The 14,781-nt window shown below is 74.0% G+C and carries 13 protein-coding genes; 8 read left to right on the top strand and 5 right to left on the bottom strand.

Translation table 11 applies throughout. From position 1 onward, the window contains the following. Nucleotides 1–28: 28 nt before the first annotated feature. Together ACZ6EM_RS07535 and ACZ6EM_RS07530 are read right to left on the bottom strand one after the other, a co-directional pair. On the bottom strand, nucleotides 29–1,240 hold the full coding sequence (locus tag ACZ6EM_RS07535) for a methyltransferase domain-containing protein (protein ID WP_465771936.1): 1,212 nt from the start codon (nucleotides 1,238–1,240) through the stop codon (nucleotides 29–31). An 18-nt stretch (nucleotides 1,241–1,258) separates the two neighbouring features. Continuing rightward, on the bottom strand, nucleotides 1,259–2,632 hold the full coding sequence (locus ACZ6EM_RS07530; RefSeq protein ID WP_465771935.1) for a cytochrome P450 family protein: 1,374 nt from the start codon (nucleotides 2,630–2,632) through the stop codon (nucleotides 1,259–1,261). A gap of 120 nt (nucleotides 2,633–2,752) precedes the next feature. Between ACZ6EM_RS07530 and ACZ6EM_RS07525 the strand changes: the two genes are divergently transcribed. Together ACZ6EM_RS07525 and ACZ6EM_RS07520 are read left to right on the top strand one after the other, a co-directional pair. Next, nucleotides 2,753–3,496 (top strand): NAD-dependent epimerase/dehydratase family protein, encoded by a 744-nt coding sequence (locus ACZ6EM_RS07525; RefSeq protein ID WP_465771934.1) that lies wholly within the window; start codon nucleotides 2,753–2,755, stop codon nucleotides 3,494–3,496. Between the two features lie 150 nt (nucleotides 3,497–3,646). After that, complete coding sequence (locus tag ACZ6EM_RS07520) at nucleotides 3,647–4,876, top strand: acyl-CoA dehydrogenase family protein (protein ID WP_465771933.1); 1,230 nt, start codon at nucleotides 3,647–3,649, stop codon at nucleotides 4,874–4,876. A 55-nt stretch (nucleotides 4,877–4,931) separates the two neighbouring features. Here the strand turns inward: ACZ6EM_RS07520 and ACZ6EM_RS07515 are convergent, their stop codons facing one another. After that, nucleotides 4,932–5,879: an aromatase/cyclase gene (locus tag ACZ6EM_RS07515; protein ID WP_465771932.1), complete on the bottom strand. Its 948-nt coding sequence runs from the start codon at nucleotides 5,877–5,879 to the stop codon at nucleotides 4,932–4,934. A gap of 98 nt (nucleotides 5,880–5,977) precedes the next feature. Then, entirely contained in the window at nucleotides 5,978–7,573 is a 1,596-nt protein-coding gene (locus ACZ6EM_RS07510; protein WP_465771931.1) for an FAD-binding oxidoreductase, read from the bottom strand. 312 nt (nucleotides 7,574–7,885) lie between these two features. On the opposite strand from ACZ6EM_RS07510, the gene ACZ6EM_RS07505 reads away from it, so the two are divergent. Genes ACZ6EM_RS07505 through ACZ6EM_RS07495 form a run of 3 tightly spaced genes read left to right on the top strand, consistent with a single transcriptional unit; the run spans nucleotide 7,886 to nucleotide 10,377 of the window. Beyond that, entirely contained in the window at nucleotides 7,886–8,875 is a 990-nt protein-coding gene (locus tag ACZ6EM_RS07505; RefSeq protein ID WP_465771930.1) for an ATP-binding cassette domain-containing protein, read from the top strand. A 2-nt stretch (nucleotides 8,876–8,877) separates the two neighbouring features. Continuing rightward, complete coding sequence (locus tag ACZ6EM_RS07500; RefSeq protein WP_465771929.1) at nucleotides 8,878–9,663, top strand: ABC transporter permease; 786 nt, start codon at nucleotides 8,878–8,880, stop codon at nucleotides 9,661–9,663. A gap of 42 nt (nucleotides 9,664–9,705) precedes the next feature. Beyond that, nucleotides 9,706–10,377 (top strand): DsbA family protein, encoded by a 672-nt coding sequence (locus tag ACZ6EM_RS07495; protein ID WP_465771928.1) that lies wholly within the window; start codon nucleotides 9,706–9,708, stop codon nucleotides 10,375–10,377. An 11-nt stretch (nucleotides 10,378–10,388) separates the two neighbouring features. Here the strand turns inward: ACZ6EM_RS07495 and ACZ6EM_RS07490 are convergent, their stop codons facing one another. Further along, nucleotides 10,389–11,174 (bottom strand): SDR family NAD(P)-dependent oxidoreductase, encoded by a 786-nt coding sequence (locus tag ACZ6EM_RS07490; RefSeq protein WP_452183519.1) that lies wholly within the window; start codon nucleotides 11,172–11,174, stop codon nucleotides 10,389–10,391. A gap of 155 nt (nucleotides 11,175–11,329) precedes the next feature. On the opposite strand from ACZ6EM_RS07490, the gene ACZ6EM_RS07485 reads away from it, so the two are divergent. From ACZ6EM_RS07485 to ACZ6EM_RS07475, 3 genes are all read left to right on the top strand, one after another. Beyond that, nucleotides 11,330–12,148: an NAD(P)H-binding protein gene (locus ACZ6EM_RS07485; RefSeq protein WP_452183520.1), complete on the top strand. Its 819-nt coding sequence runs from the start codon at nucleotides 11,330–11,332 to the stop codon at nucleotides 12,146–12,148. A 97-nt stretch (nucleotides 12,149–12,245) separates the two neighbouring features. Beyond that, nucleotides 12,246–13,430, top strand: a complete 1,185-nt coding sequence (locus ACZ6EM_RS07480; RefSeq protein WP_465771927.1) for a class I SAM-dependent methyltransferase — start codon at nucleotides 12,246–12,248, stop codon at nucleotides 13,428–13,430. 16 nt (nucleotides 13,431–13,446) lie between these two features. Next, nucleotides 13,447–14,670, top strand: a complete 1,224-nt coding sequence (locus ACZ6EM_RS07475) for a nucleotide disphospho-sugar-binding domain-containing protein (RefSeq protein ID WP_465771926.1) — start codon at nucleotides 13,447–13,449, stop codon at nucleotides 14,668–14,670. Nucleotides 14,671–14,781 lie beyond the last annotated feature (111 nt).

The raw sequence follows: 14,781 nt of genomic DNA, 5'->3' as shown, positions 1-14,781 counted from the left end.
CGGGGACCGGCGGTGGGGTGGTGCGGGGTCAGATGACGCGGACCTCCGGCGCGTAGACGATCCAGCGCCCACCGGACTCGCGGAACAGCCGCTCCTTGGCCATGATCTCCTCGGCGTGGTTCCAGGCGAACAGCACCACGTAGTCCGGGTAGGGGTGGGCCAGGGCCTCGCTGGGGCGGACCGGGATGTGCGAGCCGGGCATGAGCTTGCCGTGCTTGGCCGGGGTCACGTCGCAAACCCATTCGATCAACTCGGGTCCGATGCCGCAGTAGTTGGTCACGGTGGCGCTCTTGGCGGTGGCGCCGTAGCCGACGACCCGCTTGCCCTCCTCGCGCAACTTCCTTAGCAGCGTCATCAGTTCGGCGCGGATGCGTTCGACGCGGACGGCGAACTCGTCGAACACCTCGGGGTTGTCCAGCCGCCTGCGCCGCTCCTCGGCGGCCAGTTCGGCCACGGCCCGGCTCGGGGTGCCGCGACCGGCCCGCTTGAGGGTGTAGCGCAGTTCGCCGCCGTGCACCGGCAGCCGTTCGACGTCGACGACCTCGAAGCCGTGGCGGGCGGCCGCGTTCCGCACCGAGGTCAGGGTGAAGAAGTAGAAGTGCTCGTCGTAGATCTGGTCGAAGGTGGTGCGTTCGAGGATGTCACCGAGGTACGGGTCCTCGAAGACGAAGGCGCCGTCCGGGGCCAGCAGGGTGTCGAGGCCCCGGAAGACGGAGTCGAGGTAGGGGATGTGGCAGATGGTGTTGGCGGAGTAGACCAGGTCGGCGGGGCCGTCGGCGGCCAGGATCGCGGCCGCCGTCGCCTCCTCGAAGAACTCGGAGCGGACCCGGACGCCCTGCTGGCGGGCGAGTTCGGCCACGCCGCCGGAGGGCTCGACGCCGAGGTGGCGGATGCCCTCCTTGGCCAGGGCGCGCAGCATCACCCCGTCGTTGCAGCCGATCTCCACCACGAACGGGTCGGGCCCACGCAGGTGGTCACGGGACAGCCGGGCGGCGGTCTGCTCGAAGTGCCGTCGCATGTGGGCCGAGCCCGACGAGTGGTAGGGGTAGGCCTCGTGGAACATGCGGTCCCGGGCGACCTCCTCCAGGAGCTGGGTCATGCCGCAGGACTCGCAGATTCCCACGGCGAGCCGGAAGAAATACTCCTCGTCGACGCGTTCTGGGTCCACGAAGGCGTCGGACAGTGGCTGGCGCCCGAAGTCGAAGAACTGACGGACAAGTCCTCCACAGACACGGCACATGGGGGCCTTCCTCGGGATTCATCGGGCCCGGGGCGGGATCTGCCGCCGGACGGTTCCGTGGCGGGCGGCGGGGAAGCGGAGCACCCCGCTGGTGATCGGTGAGCGGAGCCGGCGCAGCACCTCTCCGGTACGGGTCAGGTCGGGCAGCTCCGCGGCGAGGGCCCGCAGGGCCGCGTCGGCCGCCAGCCGGGCCGCCGGGCCGACGAGACCGCCGTGGTGGCCGTCCTCGGGGAGCAGCCGGCGGTCGTGGGCGGGCCGGCGGAGGTCGAACCGGTCGGGGTCGAGGTGCCACCGGGGGTCGCGGTGCGCGGCCTCGACCAGCACCACCACCTCCTCGCCGGCGGCCACCCCGGTCCCAGCTAGCTCCAGGTCCTGCCGGGCGTGCAGCCGGCGCAGCCGGACCGGCGGCGCGTGCCGCAGGGTCTCGGCGACGCAGGCGGTGGCGAGCCCGGGGTCCTCGACCAGGGCCCGCCACTGCTCGGGGCGGTCCAGCAGGAGGGCGAGCGCGTTGCCGACCAGCGTGGTGGTGACGTCGACGCCGACCGTCGCGAGCAGGACGCTCACGGTCAGCGCGTCGTCGGCTGCGGCCACCGGACGCCCGTCCGGGGGCGGGATCCGCAGCAGCCGGCCGGGCAGGCCACCCCCGACCGTCTTCCCGGCGTACGTGTTCCCGGCGACCGCCTTCTCGGCGTCCGCGACCGTCTCGGCGAGCAGGGCGCGGAGTTCGGGCAGGGCGGCGCCCAGCCGGCGGGCGGTGTCCAGCCTGGGCGGGCAGAGCGTCGCGTCCAGCGCTCCGGCGGTCGCGCCGCACAGTTCGGCGAAGCGCTCGGCCCGGTGTCGCGGCAGCCCGAGCAGCACCCGGGCCGTCTCGGTGGTGGCCGGCCGGATCAGGTCGTCCACCAGGTCGAACCGCTCGCCGAGGGCGGCCGCCCGGCTCCGGTAGGCCCGTACGGCCGGTGCCCGCAGGCGGCCCACGGCCCGTTCGCCGAGGACCGGCTCGGCCCAGCGCGCCAGCCGCTCGTACTCCTCGCGGTCGAGTCCGGTGGGCAGTTCGGCGAGCGGCAGCGCCTCGTGCAGGGCGGGAACGTCCCAGGGCGCCGGTTCGCCGGCCGGCTCACCGGCCGGGGTGGCGGCCCCCGGGGGCCGGGGCGTCAGCCGCCGGTCGGCCAGCGCGGCGGTGGCCACCTCGTGGTCCGCCGTCACCCACGCCTCGGCGCTGCTGCGGTACAGGGGGCCGCGCTCGCGGACCCGCCGGCCCAGTTCGGCGCGGTCGTCCCCGGCCGCACGGAGCAGCAGCGCGTACGGATCGCCCTTGGTGCCCAGGATCCACTGCACGCCGCGCAGGGTCAGCAGCACACGCCCCAACTCGCCGTCGGTCATGCTCGCTGTCATGGGGAAGGACGCTAGGCAGGTCCCCTCGATCACTCCTCGACTTCCCGTGGCCTGGTCCGGGCGGGCCGTCGAGCCGGGCACGAGGGGGGCGTGGCACCCGCGCCCTAGGGTGACGCGGTCATGGACATCATCGGCAAGGGATTCATCGCCCGGTACCTGTGGCCGCTGCGCGAGGCCCACCCCGGGGTGACGGTGCTGGCCGCGGGCGTGCCCCGCCAGCACCTGCCGGACTCCGAGCACGAGCGGGAGGCCGCGCTGGTGCGGGACACGGTCGCGCGCTGCCGCAACCGGGGTGACCTGCTGGTCTTCCTCTCCACGGTGAGCATGTACGGCGGCCCGGGCTGCCGGGGGCGGGAAGACGACCCGCTCGTCCCCAGCACCCGCTACGGCCGGCACAAGCACGCCCTGGAGACCGCGATCCGGGAGTCCGGCGTCGAGCACCTGGTGCTGCGCCTGGCGTACGTCCTCGGGCCGCACGAGCCCGACTTCCGGCTGGTGCCGGCCCTGCTGGCGCAGGTCAGGGCGGGGCTGGTCCGGGTGCACCCGGGGGCCCGACGCGACCTGCTGCACGTGGCGGACTTCGTCCGGCTCGTGGACGGGCTGCTCGCCGCGGGCGTGCGCAACGAGACGGTGAACGTGGCCTCCGGCGACTGCGTGGACGTCCGGGACCTGGTGGCCCACCTGAAGCGGCGGCTGGGCCTGGCGGCGGCCGAGGAACTCGTCGGCGGCGGGGACAGCGCCTTCTCGCACTGCCCGTCGGTGGCGAAGCTGCGGCGGCTGGTGCCCGGGTCGGCCGGGCCGCCCTTCGGGCCCGGCTACCACCGGCGGGCGCTGGACCGCTATCTGCGGGAGACCGGTGCCTGACCGGCCGAACCGGCCGAACTCCGGGACGGGGCAGCGACTTTCAAAACGGGGCAGCGGCTTTCGAATGGTCGTCGAACCGCACCGGACATCATCGAGGCCGTCCCGATCGCACCGGGCGGCCGGATTTCGAGCGAAGGAAGCGGGAACGCGATGGCGACACACGACGGGTACCGGGCGGTCACGGCGGATCTGCGCACGCCGAGGACCGCGGCCGGCCGGGCCCTGCTGGACCAGCTCACCGGGCACCTGCCCGCGATCCGGGACGGCGCCCGGCAGGCCGACCGGGAGGGGGTCTTCCGCACCGAGGTGTTCGCGGCCCTGCGCGCCGGCGGCGTGCTCGGCGCCACCGTGCCGCGGGAGTTGGGCGGCCTGGGCGTCACCTCCCTGCACGACGTCGCCCTGGCGCTGACAACGGTCGCCGAGGCGGACGCGTCGACCGCGCTGGCGCTGCACATGCAGCTCAGCCGGGGGCTGACGTTCACCCACGAGTGGCGGCACGGCGACGACGGGCCGCGGGCGCTGGCCGAGCGGCTGCTGCGCGGCATGGGCTCGGGCGAGGCCGTGGTGTGCACCACCGTCAAGGATGCCTCCGGCGGCCGGGTGGTGACCAGGCTGCGGCCGGCCCCGGACGGCGGCTGGGTGCTGACCGGCCGCAAGACCCTGGCGAGCATGGCGCCGTTCGCGACCGACTTCGTCGTCTCGGCGCAGGTGGAGGTGGCCGGCGTGGCCCGCTCGGCGGCGGCCGTGCTGTCGCGCGGGACCCCGGGCCTGACCGTCCTGGACAACTGGGACGGGCTGGGCATGCGGGCCTCCGGCACCGTGGACGTCGTGCTGGAGGACTGTCCGATCCGGGCCGGGGACGTGTTCCTGCGCGGGCCGGTCGGGGAGCAGTCGGACGCGTCCCTGGCGGGCCAGACGGTCAGTTCGATCACCATGCTGGGGATCTACGCGGGGGTGGCGCAGGCGGCGCGGGACGTCGTGGTGGCCGAACTCGCCAAGCGGGGCGGGCTTTCGGCGGCGGGGGCCGCGACGCGCACGCTGCTCGCGGAGATCGAGGCCCGGCTGTACGCGCTGCGCACGACGGTGGCGGGCACGCTGTCGGTGGCGGACTGGCTGGCGTACGGCTTCGACGGTGATCCGGCGGAGCGCGGGCGGCGCATGATGGCCGACTTCCAGTGCGCCAAGCTGATGGTGAACCGGCTGGCACCCGACATCGTCTCGGACTGCCTGGCGGTGATCGGCGGCGCCTCCTACGCGGGGGCGCATCCGCTGTCGCGGCTCTACCGGGACGTGCGGGCGGGCGCGTTCATGCACCCGTTCACCTATCCCGACGCGGTGGACTGGCTGTCCGAGGCGGTGCTCGGCGGCCCGAAGGCGTGAGTGACGGGTGAGGGGAGGGCCGGCTGTCCCGACCCTCCCCTCACCCTTGGTCGTGCTACGCCCGCGGTCGGCCGGCGTGCGCCACGGCGTGCTCCATGGTGGTGGTGCTGTTGCGGCCCAGCGCGTCGCGCACGAAGGCGCGGGCGTCGGCGAGGGTGGCATCCGGTCCGAGGACGGCCGGGACGGCCTCCTCGTTGAGGACCACGGTGTGCACGGAGGTGATCCGGGCCCCTTCGCCGTCCGCCCGGAACAGCCACTGCCCGGTGTGGGCGGTCATCAGCGCGGGGGTGCGCAGCTGCTTGTAGACGATCCGGTCGTGCGGGAAAAGGATCCGGACGGACCGGGTGGTGTGGGTGGAGCCGTCCGGCGTCCGGGTGTCCATCTCCAGGACCTGGAGGTTGGGTTGATCCTCCGTCAGCTCCGTGCGGGCCACGTGCGGCAGTCGCTCGGGCCAGCGGTGCGCCTCGTCGACGAAGGCGAAGGCGGCCTTGACGTCGCCGTCGAAGGCGACGGTGTCCTCGAAGGTGAGCACCAGGCCGGCCCCGGCCTCCTCGCGCTCGACGGCGGTGCGCAGGGCAGCGAGTTCGGCGCCGCTGTTGTGGTCGACCGCCCGCTGGATCCAGGCGACGTTCTCGGCGTCGTCGTCGACGGCCCGGAAGTCGTGCAGCAGACGCACCCGGGTCTCGGTGTCGGTGAGCGGCTCGACGATCCACTCCCCGCCCATGGCGGACACCGGGGGCTGAGAGACCTCCTGCCGGAAGCGGACGCTGAGCCGGCCGGGGTCCGGCAGCCGCCGCGAGGTCCAGGTCTTCACCTCGCCGTTGGCGGTGGCCCAGATCCGGATGCGTTCCTCGGTGTCGCCCCGTTCGACGTGTTCGACGTGCACGGTGGGCGGGAAGGTCTCCGGCCAGCGGCCGACGTCAGCGATCAGGTCGTAGACGCGCCGCGGGGACGCGGACACGGTGATCGAGTGTTCGGTGTGGTGGGTTCCGGGACGTGACATGGTTCTCCTCCGGCTCCGCTGTCGGTCAGCGGAGCCAGGGTCGGGGCCGGCCCTGGTCGGTGACTCGAGAACCGCTGGGCTGGGCTCACCGCCGTCCGTCAGCCGGCCGGCCGGACGCCCAGGTCGTGGTGGAACAGGTCCAGCGGGTCCCAGCGTTCCTTGACCCGTTGCAGCCGCCGGTGGTTGTCCCGGTAGTAGAGGGCGCTCCACGGCACGCCCGAGGTGTTCCAGCCGGGGTCGGCGAGGTCCGTGTCCGGGTAGTTGACGTAGGCGCCGCCGTTGGCCTCGTTCGGCACCGGGACGCCGCCGGTGTCGGCGTGCAGCTCCCGGTAGAGGCCGCGCACCCAGGCCAGGTGGCGTTCGGTCTGCTCCGGCTCGCCCCACAGGGTCTCGTGGACGACGCTGAACAGGCTGTCCCGGTGGGGCAGGGCGGTGGCGTCCTGGGGCACGGTGTTGATCCGTCCGCCGAGGAAGGTGAGGTAGACGCCGGCGGTGGCGAACTCCTCGCCGCCACGGTTCAGGTGGTCGTGCAGGACCGCGATCTGCCGGTCGGACCAGGGTTTGCGCAGCAGGGTGGACTTGGACTTGAACCGGGCGCCGCCCGGCCACTGCACCACGCCCAGCACCGACTTCAGCCACGGCGTCTCGGCGGTGGTCGCCGTGTGCGGGACGCCGGCCGCAGCGGTCAGTTCGGCGGCGAAGGCGTCCAGGAGTTCCCGGGCGCGGGGGCGGGAGGAGTCGAGGGCGGCGTCCACCGAGACCCGCCCGGCGGCGCGGTGGCCGAGGGTGAGGCCGCTCGACAGGTCGGCGTAGGGCGTGTCCGTACCGGCGTGCCGTTGGTGCCAGTCCCCGTGGGCGCGCAGCAGCCGGGCGAACGCCTCCTGGCTCAGGTCCTGCCACTGCCAGCCGAGGGACACCGAGCGTACGGCGGTCGGCGGCTTCGGCAGCAGGTCGCCCGGCGCGCCGGCGGCGCCCGGCGACCGGAACAGGTAGCGGGTGACGGCCCCGAAGTTGCCTCCTCCGCCGCCGGTGTGGGCCCACCACAGCTCGCGCCCGGGCCCGGTGGAGTCCCGGGTGGCGGTGACCAGGCGGGCCCGGCCGGACCGGTCCACGACGACGACCTCGACACCGTACAGGTGGTCGACGACCAGCCCGTACCGGCGGGACAGTGCCCCGTAGCCGCCGCCCGCGACGTGGCCGCCCACCCCGACGCCGGGGCAGCTGCCGCCCGGCAGGGTCACGCCCCAGCCCAGGTAGAGCGTGCGGTAGACCCGCCCGAGGGTGGCGCCGGCCGCGACGGCGAAGAGCTGCCGCTCCGGGTCGTGGGAGACGTCCGTCATCTCGGAGACGTCGATCAGGACCCGGACGGCGGGGTCGTCGACGAAGCCCTCGAAGCAGTGGCCGCCGCTGCGGACCGCGATCCGCTTGCGGTCCCGGGCGGCCTGCTCGACCGCGGCGACCACCTGGCCGGGCGAGCCGACCAGGTGCACCACGTCCGGGGAGCCGGTGAAGCGGCCGTTGTGCCCGCGGGTGGTGAGTTCGGTGTAGCGGGGGTCGTCCGGGCCGAGGACCACCGGCCCCAGGGGGGCAGGCGCTCCGGCCGCCGGAGCGGCGGCGGCCGGGACACCGAGCAGCGCGGCTCCCCCGGCCATCGTCGAGAGCTCCATCAACCGTCTGCGCGTGAGTCCTGCCATGGGGTTCACCGACCTTCCCGTGCGGCCTGCGGCCGATCGTCCGTCGGCGATCAGCCTGGGGTCCGTCGCTGGCGGGCCGGTGGAGGGTCACTGGTACGCGGCGCGCTCGAACGGGGTTCCGAGGGCGGGAAGAAGACTGTCAGCAGCCCTGACAGTGACGTTATTGACGCTTCTAAGCTCTCAGAAGTCAAGAGCCCGGAGCAGCTGGCTTCTCCTCCGCCCGGCCGGGGGCCGCTCCGATCGGCCCCCGGCAGCCGGGACCTCCGCTCCACTCTCCGCTCCGCCCTCCACGCCCCCCGTACGGGAGACCTCATGATCCACACCCGCGGACTCACCCGAAGTTTCCGCGCCAAGGGCGAGACCGTCGAAGCCGTCCGCGGTCTCGACCTCGACATCGAGGCCGGCTCCGTGGTGGCCTTCCTCGGCCCGAACGGCGCCGGGAAGACCACCAGTCTGCGGATGCTGACCACCCTGCTCCCGCCGACCGCGGGCACCGCCACCGTCGCCGGGCACGACGTGGTGGCCGACCCGGCCGGGGTGCGCCGCCGGATCGGCTACCTCGGCCAGGGCAACAGCGCCGGCACCGGCTTCCGGGTCATGGACGAACTCGTCACCCAGGGCCGCGCCTACGGCCTGAGCCGCGCCGAGTCGCACGCCCGGGCCGAACGCCTGCTGGACGCCCTCGAACTGGAAGGGCTGGCCCGGCGGACGGTCGGCACCCTCTCCGGGGGCCAGCGCCGCCGGCTCGACATCGCCATGGCCCTGGTCCACGAACCGGACCTGCTCTTCCTCGACGAGCCCTCCACCGGGCTCGACCCGCACAGCCGCGCCAACATCTGGGAGCACGTACTGCGCCTGCACAAGGACCTCGGCACCACCATCGTCTTCACCACCCACTACCTGGAGGAGGCCGACCTGTGGGCCGGGCGGGTGCTGGTCGTCGACCACGGCCGAGTGATCGCCGACGACTCCCCGGAGCGCCTCAAGGCCGAACTCGCCGGTGACCTCATCACCTTCACGACCGCCGACCCCGCCGACACCGGCCCGGCCGCCACCCGGGCCCGCACCCTGCGGGCCGTTCGGGAGGTGACCGTCGAGGACCGGGAGGTGCGGGTCCGGACCTCCGACGGCGACGTCCGGCTGCCGGAGCTGCTGCGCGACCTCGACGCGGCCGGGATCCAGGTGCACAGCACCCGGCTGGCTCGTCCCACGCTCGACGACGTCTTCCTCACCCTGACCGGCCGCACCCTCCGGGAGAGCGCCGACGCCGGCATCCCGACCACCCCTCACCAGGGAGCCTGACCATGAAGGTGCTCACCGACACCCGCACCGCGTTCGCCCGCGAACTCAAGCCCGAACTGCGCCAGCCCGTCGGCCTGCTCTTCACGATGATGCTGCCGTTCCTGCTGCTCGCCCTCTTCGCGCCGCTGCTCTCCAGCTCGGGCGCGGGCCCGGGCGCGGGCGGCGGGCCGGCCGGCGCGGGCTCGCCCTGGCAGTGGTTCGTCCCCGGCATGCTCGTCCTGCTCGGCCTGTCCGCCACCGCGGGGGCGGGCGCCTCGCTGCTCAACGAGATCTCCTCGGGCGCCTTCGAGCGGCTGCTCGTCACCCCGCTCAACCGGGCCGCCATGCTGGTCGGCCGGACACTGAAGGAGGTCGTGGTCCTGCTCACCCAAGCCCTGCTGATCCTCCTCCTGCTGCTGCCGACCGACTTCCGGCTGCACCTGCCGGGCGCCCTGGCCGGGCTCGTGCTGCTGAGCGTCTTCGGCGTCGGCATCGGCGCGCTGTCCTTCACCCTGGCGCTCCGCTCCCGCCGCCAGCAGACCCTGTTCTACGGGGTACAGCAGGTGGTCTTCTTTCCGCTGCTGCTGCTCTCCGGGGTGCTGCTGCCGATCACCGAGGCGGCCGCGCCGACCTGGCTCTACGTGCTGAGCCGGATCAACCCGGTGACCCACGTGGTCGAGGCCGAACGCGCCCTGTTCGACGGGCAGTTGACAGAATCGGTGGTGCTGTACGGATTCCTCGCGGCCGGCGCCATCGCGATGCTGGGCGTCGCGGCCGGGATCCGCGGCATGCGCAACGCCTCAGCATAGTGCCAGTTCTGACGAAGCATCGCGTCTTCTGAAGGAGTCACCGTGACCGACCGCAGCGCGCCGGGCCCCGGCGCCCGCACCGTGGACGTCTGGTTCGACCCCGCCTGCCCCTACACCTGGCTGACCTCCCGCTGGCTGCGGGAGGCGACCCGGGTCCGCCCGCTGGCGCCGCGCTGGCACCTGATGAGCCTGGCGCTCCTCAACGAGGGCCGCGACGACGACCCGGAAGGGGATCTTGACGGCTACCTCCTGGTGCCGGTGCGGATCGCCACCGCCGTCCGGCAGGCCCACGGCCAGGACGCCCTGGTCCGCTTCCACCGCGCCCTGTGGGCCGGCAGCGGCCGGCGCTGGATCACCGACCCGGCCACGGCGCTGGCCGCCGCCGGTCTGCCGGCCGCCCTGGCGGCGGCCGGCACCTCCACCGCGCACGACGCGGCGCTGCGCGCCTCACACGCCGAAGCCCTCGGCCTGCTGGGCCCGCGCACCGGCACCCCGGTGGTGGCCGTCACCGACCCGGCACGGCCCGGCCGTCCTCCGGTGGCCTTCTTCGGGCCGGTCCTCTCCCGCGTGCCCCGCGGAGAGGAGGCGGGCCGACTGTGGGACGCCACCCTGCTGCTGGCCGGCACCCCCGGCTTCCACGAGCTCAAGGGAACGCCCGCGCCCCCGGACCCGGACGTCGGCACCGGGGACGGGGGCGGGGACGAGCTGCCGTGACCGGGCCACGCTCAGTAGTTGCCGAGCCCGCCGCACACGTTGAGGGCCTGGGCGGTGATCGGCGCCGCCGTGTCCGTGATCAGGTAGCCGACCAGCCCCGCGACCTCCTCGGGCGTGGTGTACCGGCCCAGCGGGATCTTCGCCTCGAACCGTTCGAGCACCGCCTCGGGCGTGGTGCCCCACACCTCGGCGTAGCCCGCCCGGACCCGCTCGGCCATCGGCGTCTCCACGTAGCCGGGGCAGACCGCGTTGACGGTGATGCCGGTCTTCGCCAGCTCCAGGCCCAGCGCCTTGGTGAAACCGACCACGGCGTGCTTCGAGGCCGAGTACGGCGCGCCCAGCACCACGCCCTGCTTGCCGCCGGTGGAGGCGATGTTGACGATCCGGCCCCGACCGCGGTCCAGCATGCCGCCGCTGGTCAGGGTGGCCCTCGTCACCCGAAACACGCTGGTGAGGTTGGTGTCGACGACGTCCAGCCACAGCTCGTCCGTCAACTGGGCGGTGGCCCCACCGCCGTTGCGGCCCGCGTTGTTGACCAGAACGTCGATCGGGCCGAACCGGTCGACGGCGGCGCGCACGAAGGCGTCCACCTCCTCGGTGGAACGCACGTCGCAGCTCCGCCCGTCGGCGTCGACCCCTTCCTCCCGCAGGAGTGTCACGGTGTCGGCGACCGCCGCACCGTCCCGGGCGCAGAGGAAGACCCGCAGTCCCCCGGCGCCCAGCGCTCGGGCCACGGCGAGGCCGATCCCGCTGGTCGCCCCGGTGACGACGGCCACCCGTCCATCCGTGCCGCTCATGGTTCCTCCCGGATCGTGACGTGGAACGTACGTAGGCGCCCCGACGATGGCAACGGCCGCTCGACGGGCGCTCAAGTCGCGGCGGAAGCCGCGCCCGAAGCCCCCTGAACACGACGAAGCGCAGTACCCGAGAAGAAGCAGAAGGAGACGAGACCATGACCGTTCTGGTGACCGGAGCCACCGGCAACGTGGGCCGGCACGTGGTGGCGGGCCTGCTGGCGGCGGACGTGCCGGTGCGCGCGATGACCCGCACGCCGGAGCGCGCCACGCTGCCCGAGGGAGTGGAGGTGGTCCGCGGCGACCTCGCGGATCCGTCGAGCCTGGACGCGGCCCTCGCCGGGGTGGACCGGGCCTTCCTGTTCCCGCTCCCCGGTACCGCCGAGGAGTTCACCGCCCGGGCCGCCAAGGCCGGGGTGCGGCGGATCGTCGTGCTCTCCTCGATCGCGGCCGAGTACGCCGCCGGGGACTACAGCGGCGACCACCACAGCGTGGTGGAGCGGGCCGTGGAGGCCTCCGGCATGGAGTGGACGCACGTCCGGCCGGGCGAGTTCATGACCAACCTGCTGTCCTGGTGGGCCCCCACCATCCGGGCCGAGAACACCGTCCGCGCCCCGTTCGGGGCGGCCCGCAGCGCCCCGGTGCACGAGGCCGACATCGCCGACGTGGCGCTGGCCGCCCTGCTGGAGGAGGGGCACGCCGGACGGGCGTACGCCTTCGCGGGCCCGGAGTCGCTGTCCAAGCACGAGCAGGTGCGGGTGCTCGGCGAGGTCCTCGGCCGGCACATCGGCTTCGAGGAGCTGACCGTGCCCGCGGCCCGTGAACTGTGGCTCGGCCAGGGCATGCCGGCCGAGGCCGTGGACTGGCTGCTCCAGGACCCGGTGGACGTCCCGGTGGGGCCGACCTGCGAGCGGGTCACCGGTCGGCCCGCCCGCACGTTCGCGCAGTGGGTGGCCGACCACCGCGCGGACTTCTGAGGCCGGGGCCCAGCGGCGTTCAGCGGCGGTCGAGCCGCTCTCCAGGCGTTCCGTCGACGGTGGTCGGGACCGCTTCGTGGACCGATGGGACGCCGCCATGGTGGATGCCGCAGAGAACGCCCTGATCCGACGCCTGATCCGAGCCGGAGCCGGCTCCGACGACGAGATCGACGCCCTGCTGAAGGACGTCGGCCTGTCCGATGTGGCCCGGGTGCTCGTCGACGAGGTGCGGTTCCGCTGCCCGGAGCCGGCCAACACCGCCCCCGTCGACGTGGCGCTCGACCTCACCCACGGCGGGGAACGGCACTCGGCCGCGTTGCGCGTGGTGCGCGACGAGCCGGTCCGCCTGGTCGCCGAGGAGTCCGCCAAGGTCCGCTCGCGGATCACCTTCACCGCCGCGGGGATGCTCCGCCGGCTCTTCGGGCCGGTGGACTCCCCGCGTACCGGGGACTTCCACAACACCTTCATGCCCACCCCCGAGGACCCCGGTCAACTGCGCGAACTCCTCGGCGAGATGGACATCGTGCTGCGCGCGGCGGCCCAGGCCACCGCCACCCTGATGGCCGGCTGCACCGGGCGCGCCCCGGAGCTCGGGGAGCTGTCCATCCGGTACGGCTCCGACAAGTGGGCCAGCTTCCACTGGTACACCGCGCACTACGAGCACCACTTCGCCCGCTACCGGGACTGGCCCGTACGGGTGTTGGAGATCGGGATCGGCGGGTTCGAGGACGACCTCGGCGGCGGCTCGCTGAAGATGTGGAAGCGCTACTTCCCCCGCGGCACCGTCTTCGGGCTCGACCTGTACGACAAGACCTCGCTCTCCGAGCCCCGGCTCACGGCGCTGGTCGGCGACCAGAACGACCCCGACTTCCTGACCGAACTCGCCCGGGAGCACGGCCCGTTCGACATCGTCATCGACGACGGCAGCCACCTGAACGAGCACGTGCGCACCTCGTTCCGAACCCTCTTCCCGCACGTGCGGCCCGGCGGCCTGTACGTCATCGAGGACCTGCAGACCGCCTACTACTCCGACTTCGGCGGCAGCCCGGGCGGCGTCGCCGGCCCGGACACCTCGCTCGGGCTGGTCAAGGAACTGATCGACGACCTGCACCACCGTGAGCACCGGGACCCCACCGTCACCCGCCCCACCCCCACCCAGAGCAGCGTGGTCGGGGTGCACGCGTACCACAACATGGTCTTCGTCGAGAAGGGCACCAACGGGGAGGACACCCTGCCCCGGTGGATGGACGCCGACGTGTGGACCGCGCTCGGCGCGAAGTGAGACGGGGGAACCGACCGTGCGGGTGCTGTTCACCGTGTCGTCCTGGCCCACCCAGTACGCGGCGCTGGTGCCGCTCGGGTGGGCGTTCCAGGCGGCCGGCCACGAGGTGCGGGTGCTGTGCGACCCGTCCCAGACCGATCCGGTCGCCCGGTGCGGGCTGCTGCCCGTGCCGGTCCTGTCGGGGATGCCGGAGGTGTTGCGGCTGCGGCTGCAGTACCACGCGGAGGCGGTGGCCGGGAACTGGCCGTACCCGTGGCTTCCGCCGCACCCGGTGACGGGTGACCGGCTGAACCGGCTCGGCGCGTTCGACGTCGCGCACTTCGAGAGCCGGACCGCTCCGGGGCTCGCCGACGAGGCCGCCCGCGGCTTCGACGCGGCTGTGGCCCACGCCCGGGACTGGCGGCCGCAGCTGGTCCTGCACGACCCCGGGAGCCTGGAGGGGCTGCTGGTGGCGAAGCTGCTCGGGGTGCCGTCGGCGCTGTGCCTGTGGGGGCCCGCGAGCCCGCACGACCCCGAGCACATGCGGATCGTCCCCACCGACCACAGCGGTTCGTTCCCCCGGTACGGTCTGGGCGCGTTCGACGTGTCGATGATCGAGCGGGTGGTGGACCCGAACCCGGCGTCGCTGAAGGTGCCGGTCGAGGCCGAACGGCTGCCGGTCCGCTTCGTCCCGTACAACGGCGCCGCGGCCGCGCCCGCGTGGACCGCGCGGCGCCCGGAGCGGCCCCGGGTCGTCGTCACCTGGTCCACCGCGCTGTCCACCGTCTCGGGGCCGGACTCCTGCCTGCTCCCCCGGATCGTCGCCGCCCTCGACGGCCTGGACGCGGAGGTGCTGGTCACCGCCACCGCCCGGGACCTGGCCGAACTCGGGCCGGTGCCGCCCCCGGTCCGGGTGGCCGAGCGCCTACCGCTGGCCACCCTGCTGCCGGGCGCCTCGGCGGTCGTGCACCACGGGGGCGGCGGCAGCTCGCTGACGGCCATGTGGGCGGGGGTGCCGCAGTTCATCGCGAGCTTCGCCGCCGAGCAGCGGATCTCCGGCGAGCGGGTGGCCGGCACCGGGGCCGCGCTGCACGTCTCCGGGGAACTCGCCGACGAGGCGACGATCAGGTCGGGCATCGAGCGACTGCTCGACGACCCCTCGTACCGGGCCGCGGCCGGGCGGCTGCGCGAGGAGGTGGCGGCGGCCCCGACCCCGGCCGAGCTCGCCGCCGACCTGGCGGGGCTCGCGGCCAGCGGCTGACCACCGGGTCCTGGGGGGTGTTTTGCAGCCCTTTAGCCCCACCCTAAACGTCCCACACCCCCCCCCCCCCCCCCAAGGGTGAAGGGGGGGCGCGGGCCGCTCCCCCCCCTT

It is taken from the genome of Kitasatospora sp. NPDC041917 (assembly GCF_055589745.1).
Note: the sequence above shows the minus strand (reverse complement) of the source record. Positions and strands in the feature narration are given on the sequence as shown.

Excerpts from the sequence above, each read along its gene's own strand:
- ACZ6EM_RS07535 (WP_465771936.1), bottom strand. The coding sequence starts at position 1,240 with ATGTGCCGTGTCTGTGGAGGACTTGTCCGTCAGTTCTTCGACTTCGGG.
- ACZ6EM_RS07530 (WP_465771935.1), bottom strand. The coding sequence starts at position 2,632 with ATGACAGCGAGCATGACCGACGGCGAGTTGGGGCGTGTGCTGCTGACC.
- ACZ6EM_RS07525 (WP_465771934.1), top strand. The coding sequence starts at position 2,753 with ATGGACATCATCGGCAAGGGATTCATCGCCCGGTACCTGTGGCCGCTG.
- ACZ6EM_RS07520 (WP_465771933.1), top strand. The coding sequence starts at position 3,647 with ATGGCGACACACGACGGGTACCGGGCGGTCACGGCGGATCTGCGCACG.
- ACZ6EM_RS07515 (WP_465771932.1), bottom strand. The coding sequence starts at position 5,879 with ATGTCACGTCCCGGAACCCACCACACCGAACACTCGATCACCGTGTCC.
- ACZ6EM_RS07510 (WP_465771931.1), bottom strand. The coding sequence starts at position 7,573 with ATGGCAGGACTCACGCGCAGACGGTTGATGGAGCTCTCGACGATGGCC.
- ACZ6EM_RS07505 (WP_465771930.1), top strand. The coding sequence starts at position 7,886 with ATGATCCACACCCGCGGACTCACCCGAAGTTTCCGCGCCAAGGGCGAG.
- ACZ6EM_RS07500 (WP_465771929.1), top strand. The coding sequence starts at position 8,878 with ATGAAGGTGCTCACCGACACCCGCACCGCGTTCGCCCGCGAACTCAAG.
- ACZ6EM_RS07490 (WP_452183519.1), bottom strand. The coding sequence starts at position 11,174 with ATGAGCGGCACGGATGGACGGGTGGCCGTCGTCACCGGGGCGACCAGC.
- ACZ6EM_RS07485 (WP_452183520.1), top strand. The coding sequence starts at position 11,330 with ATGACCGTTCTGGTGACCGGAGCCACCGGCAACGTGGGCCGGCACGTG.
- ACZ6EM_RS07480 (WP_465771927.1), top strand. The coding sequence starts at position 12,246 with ATGGTGGATGCCGCAGAGAACGCCCTGATCCGACGCCTGATCCGAGCC.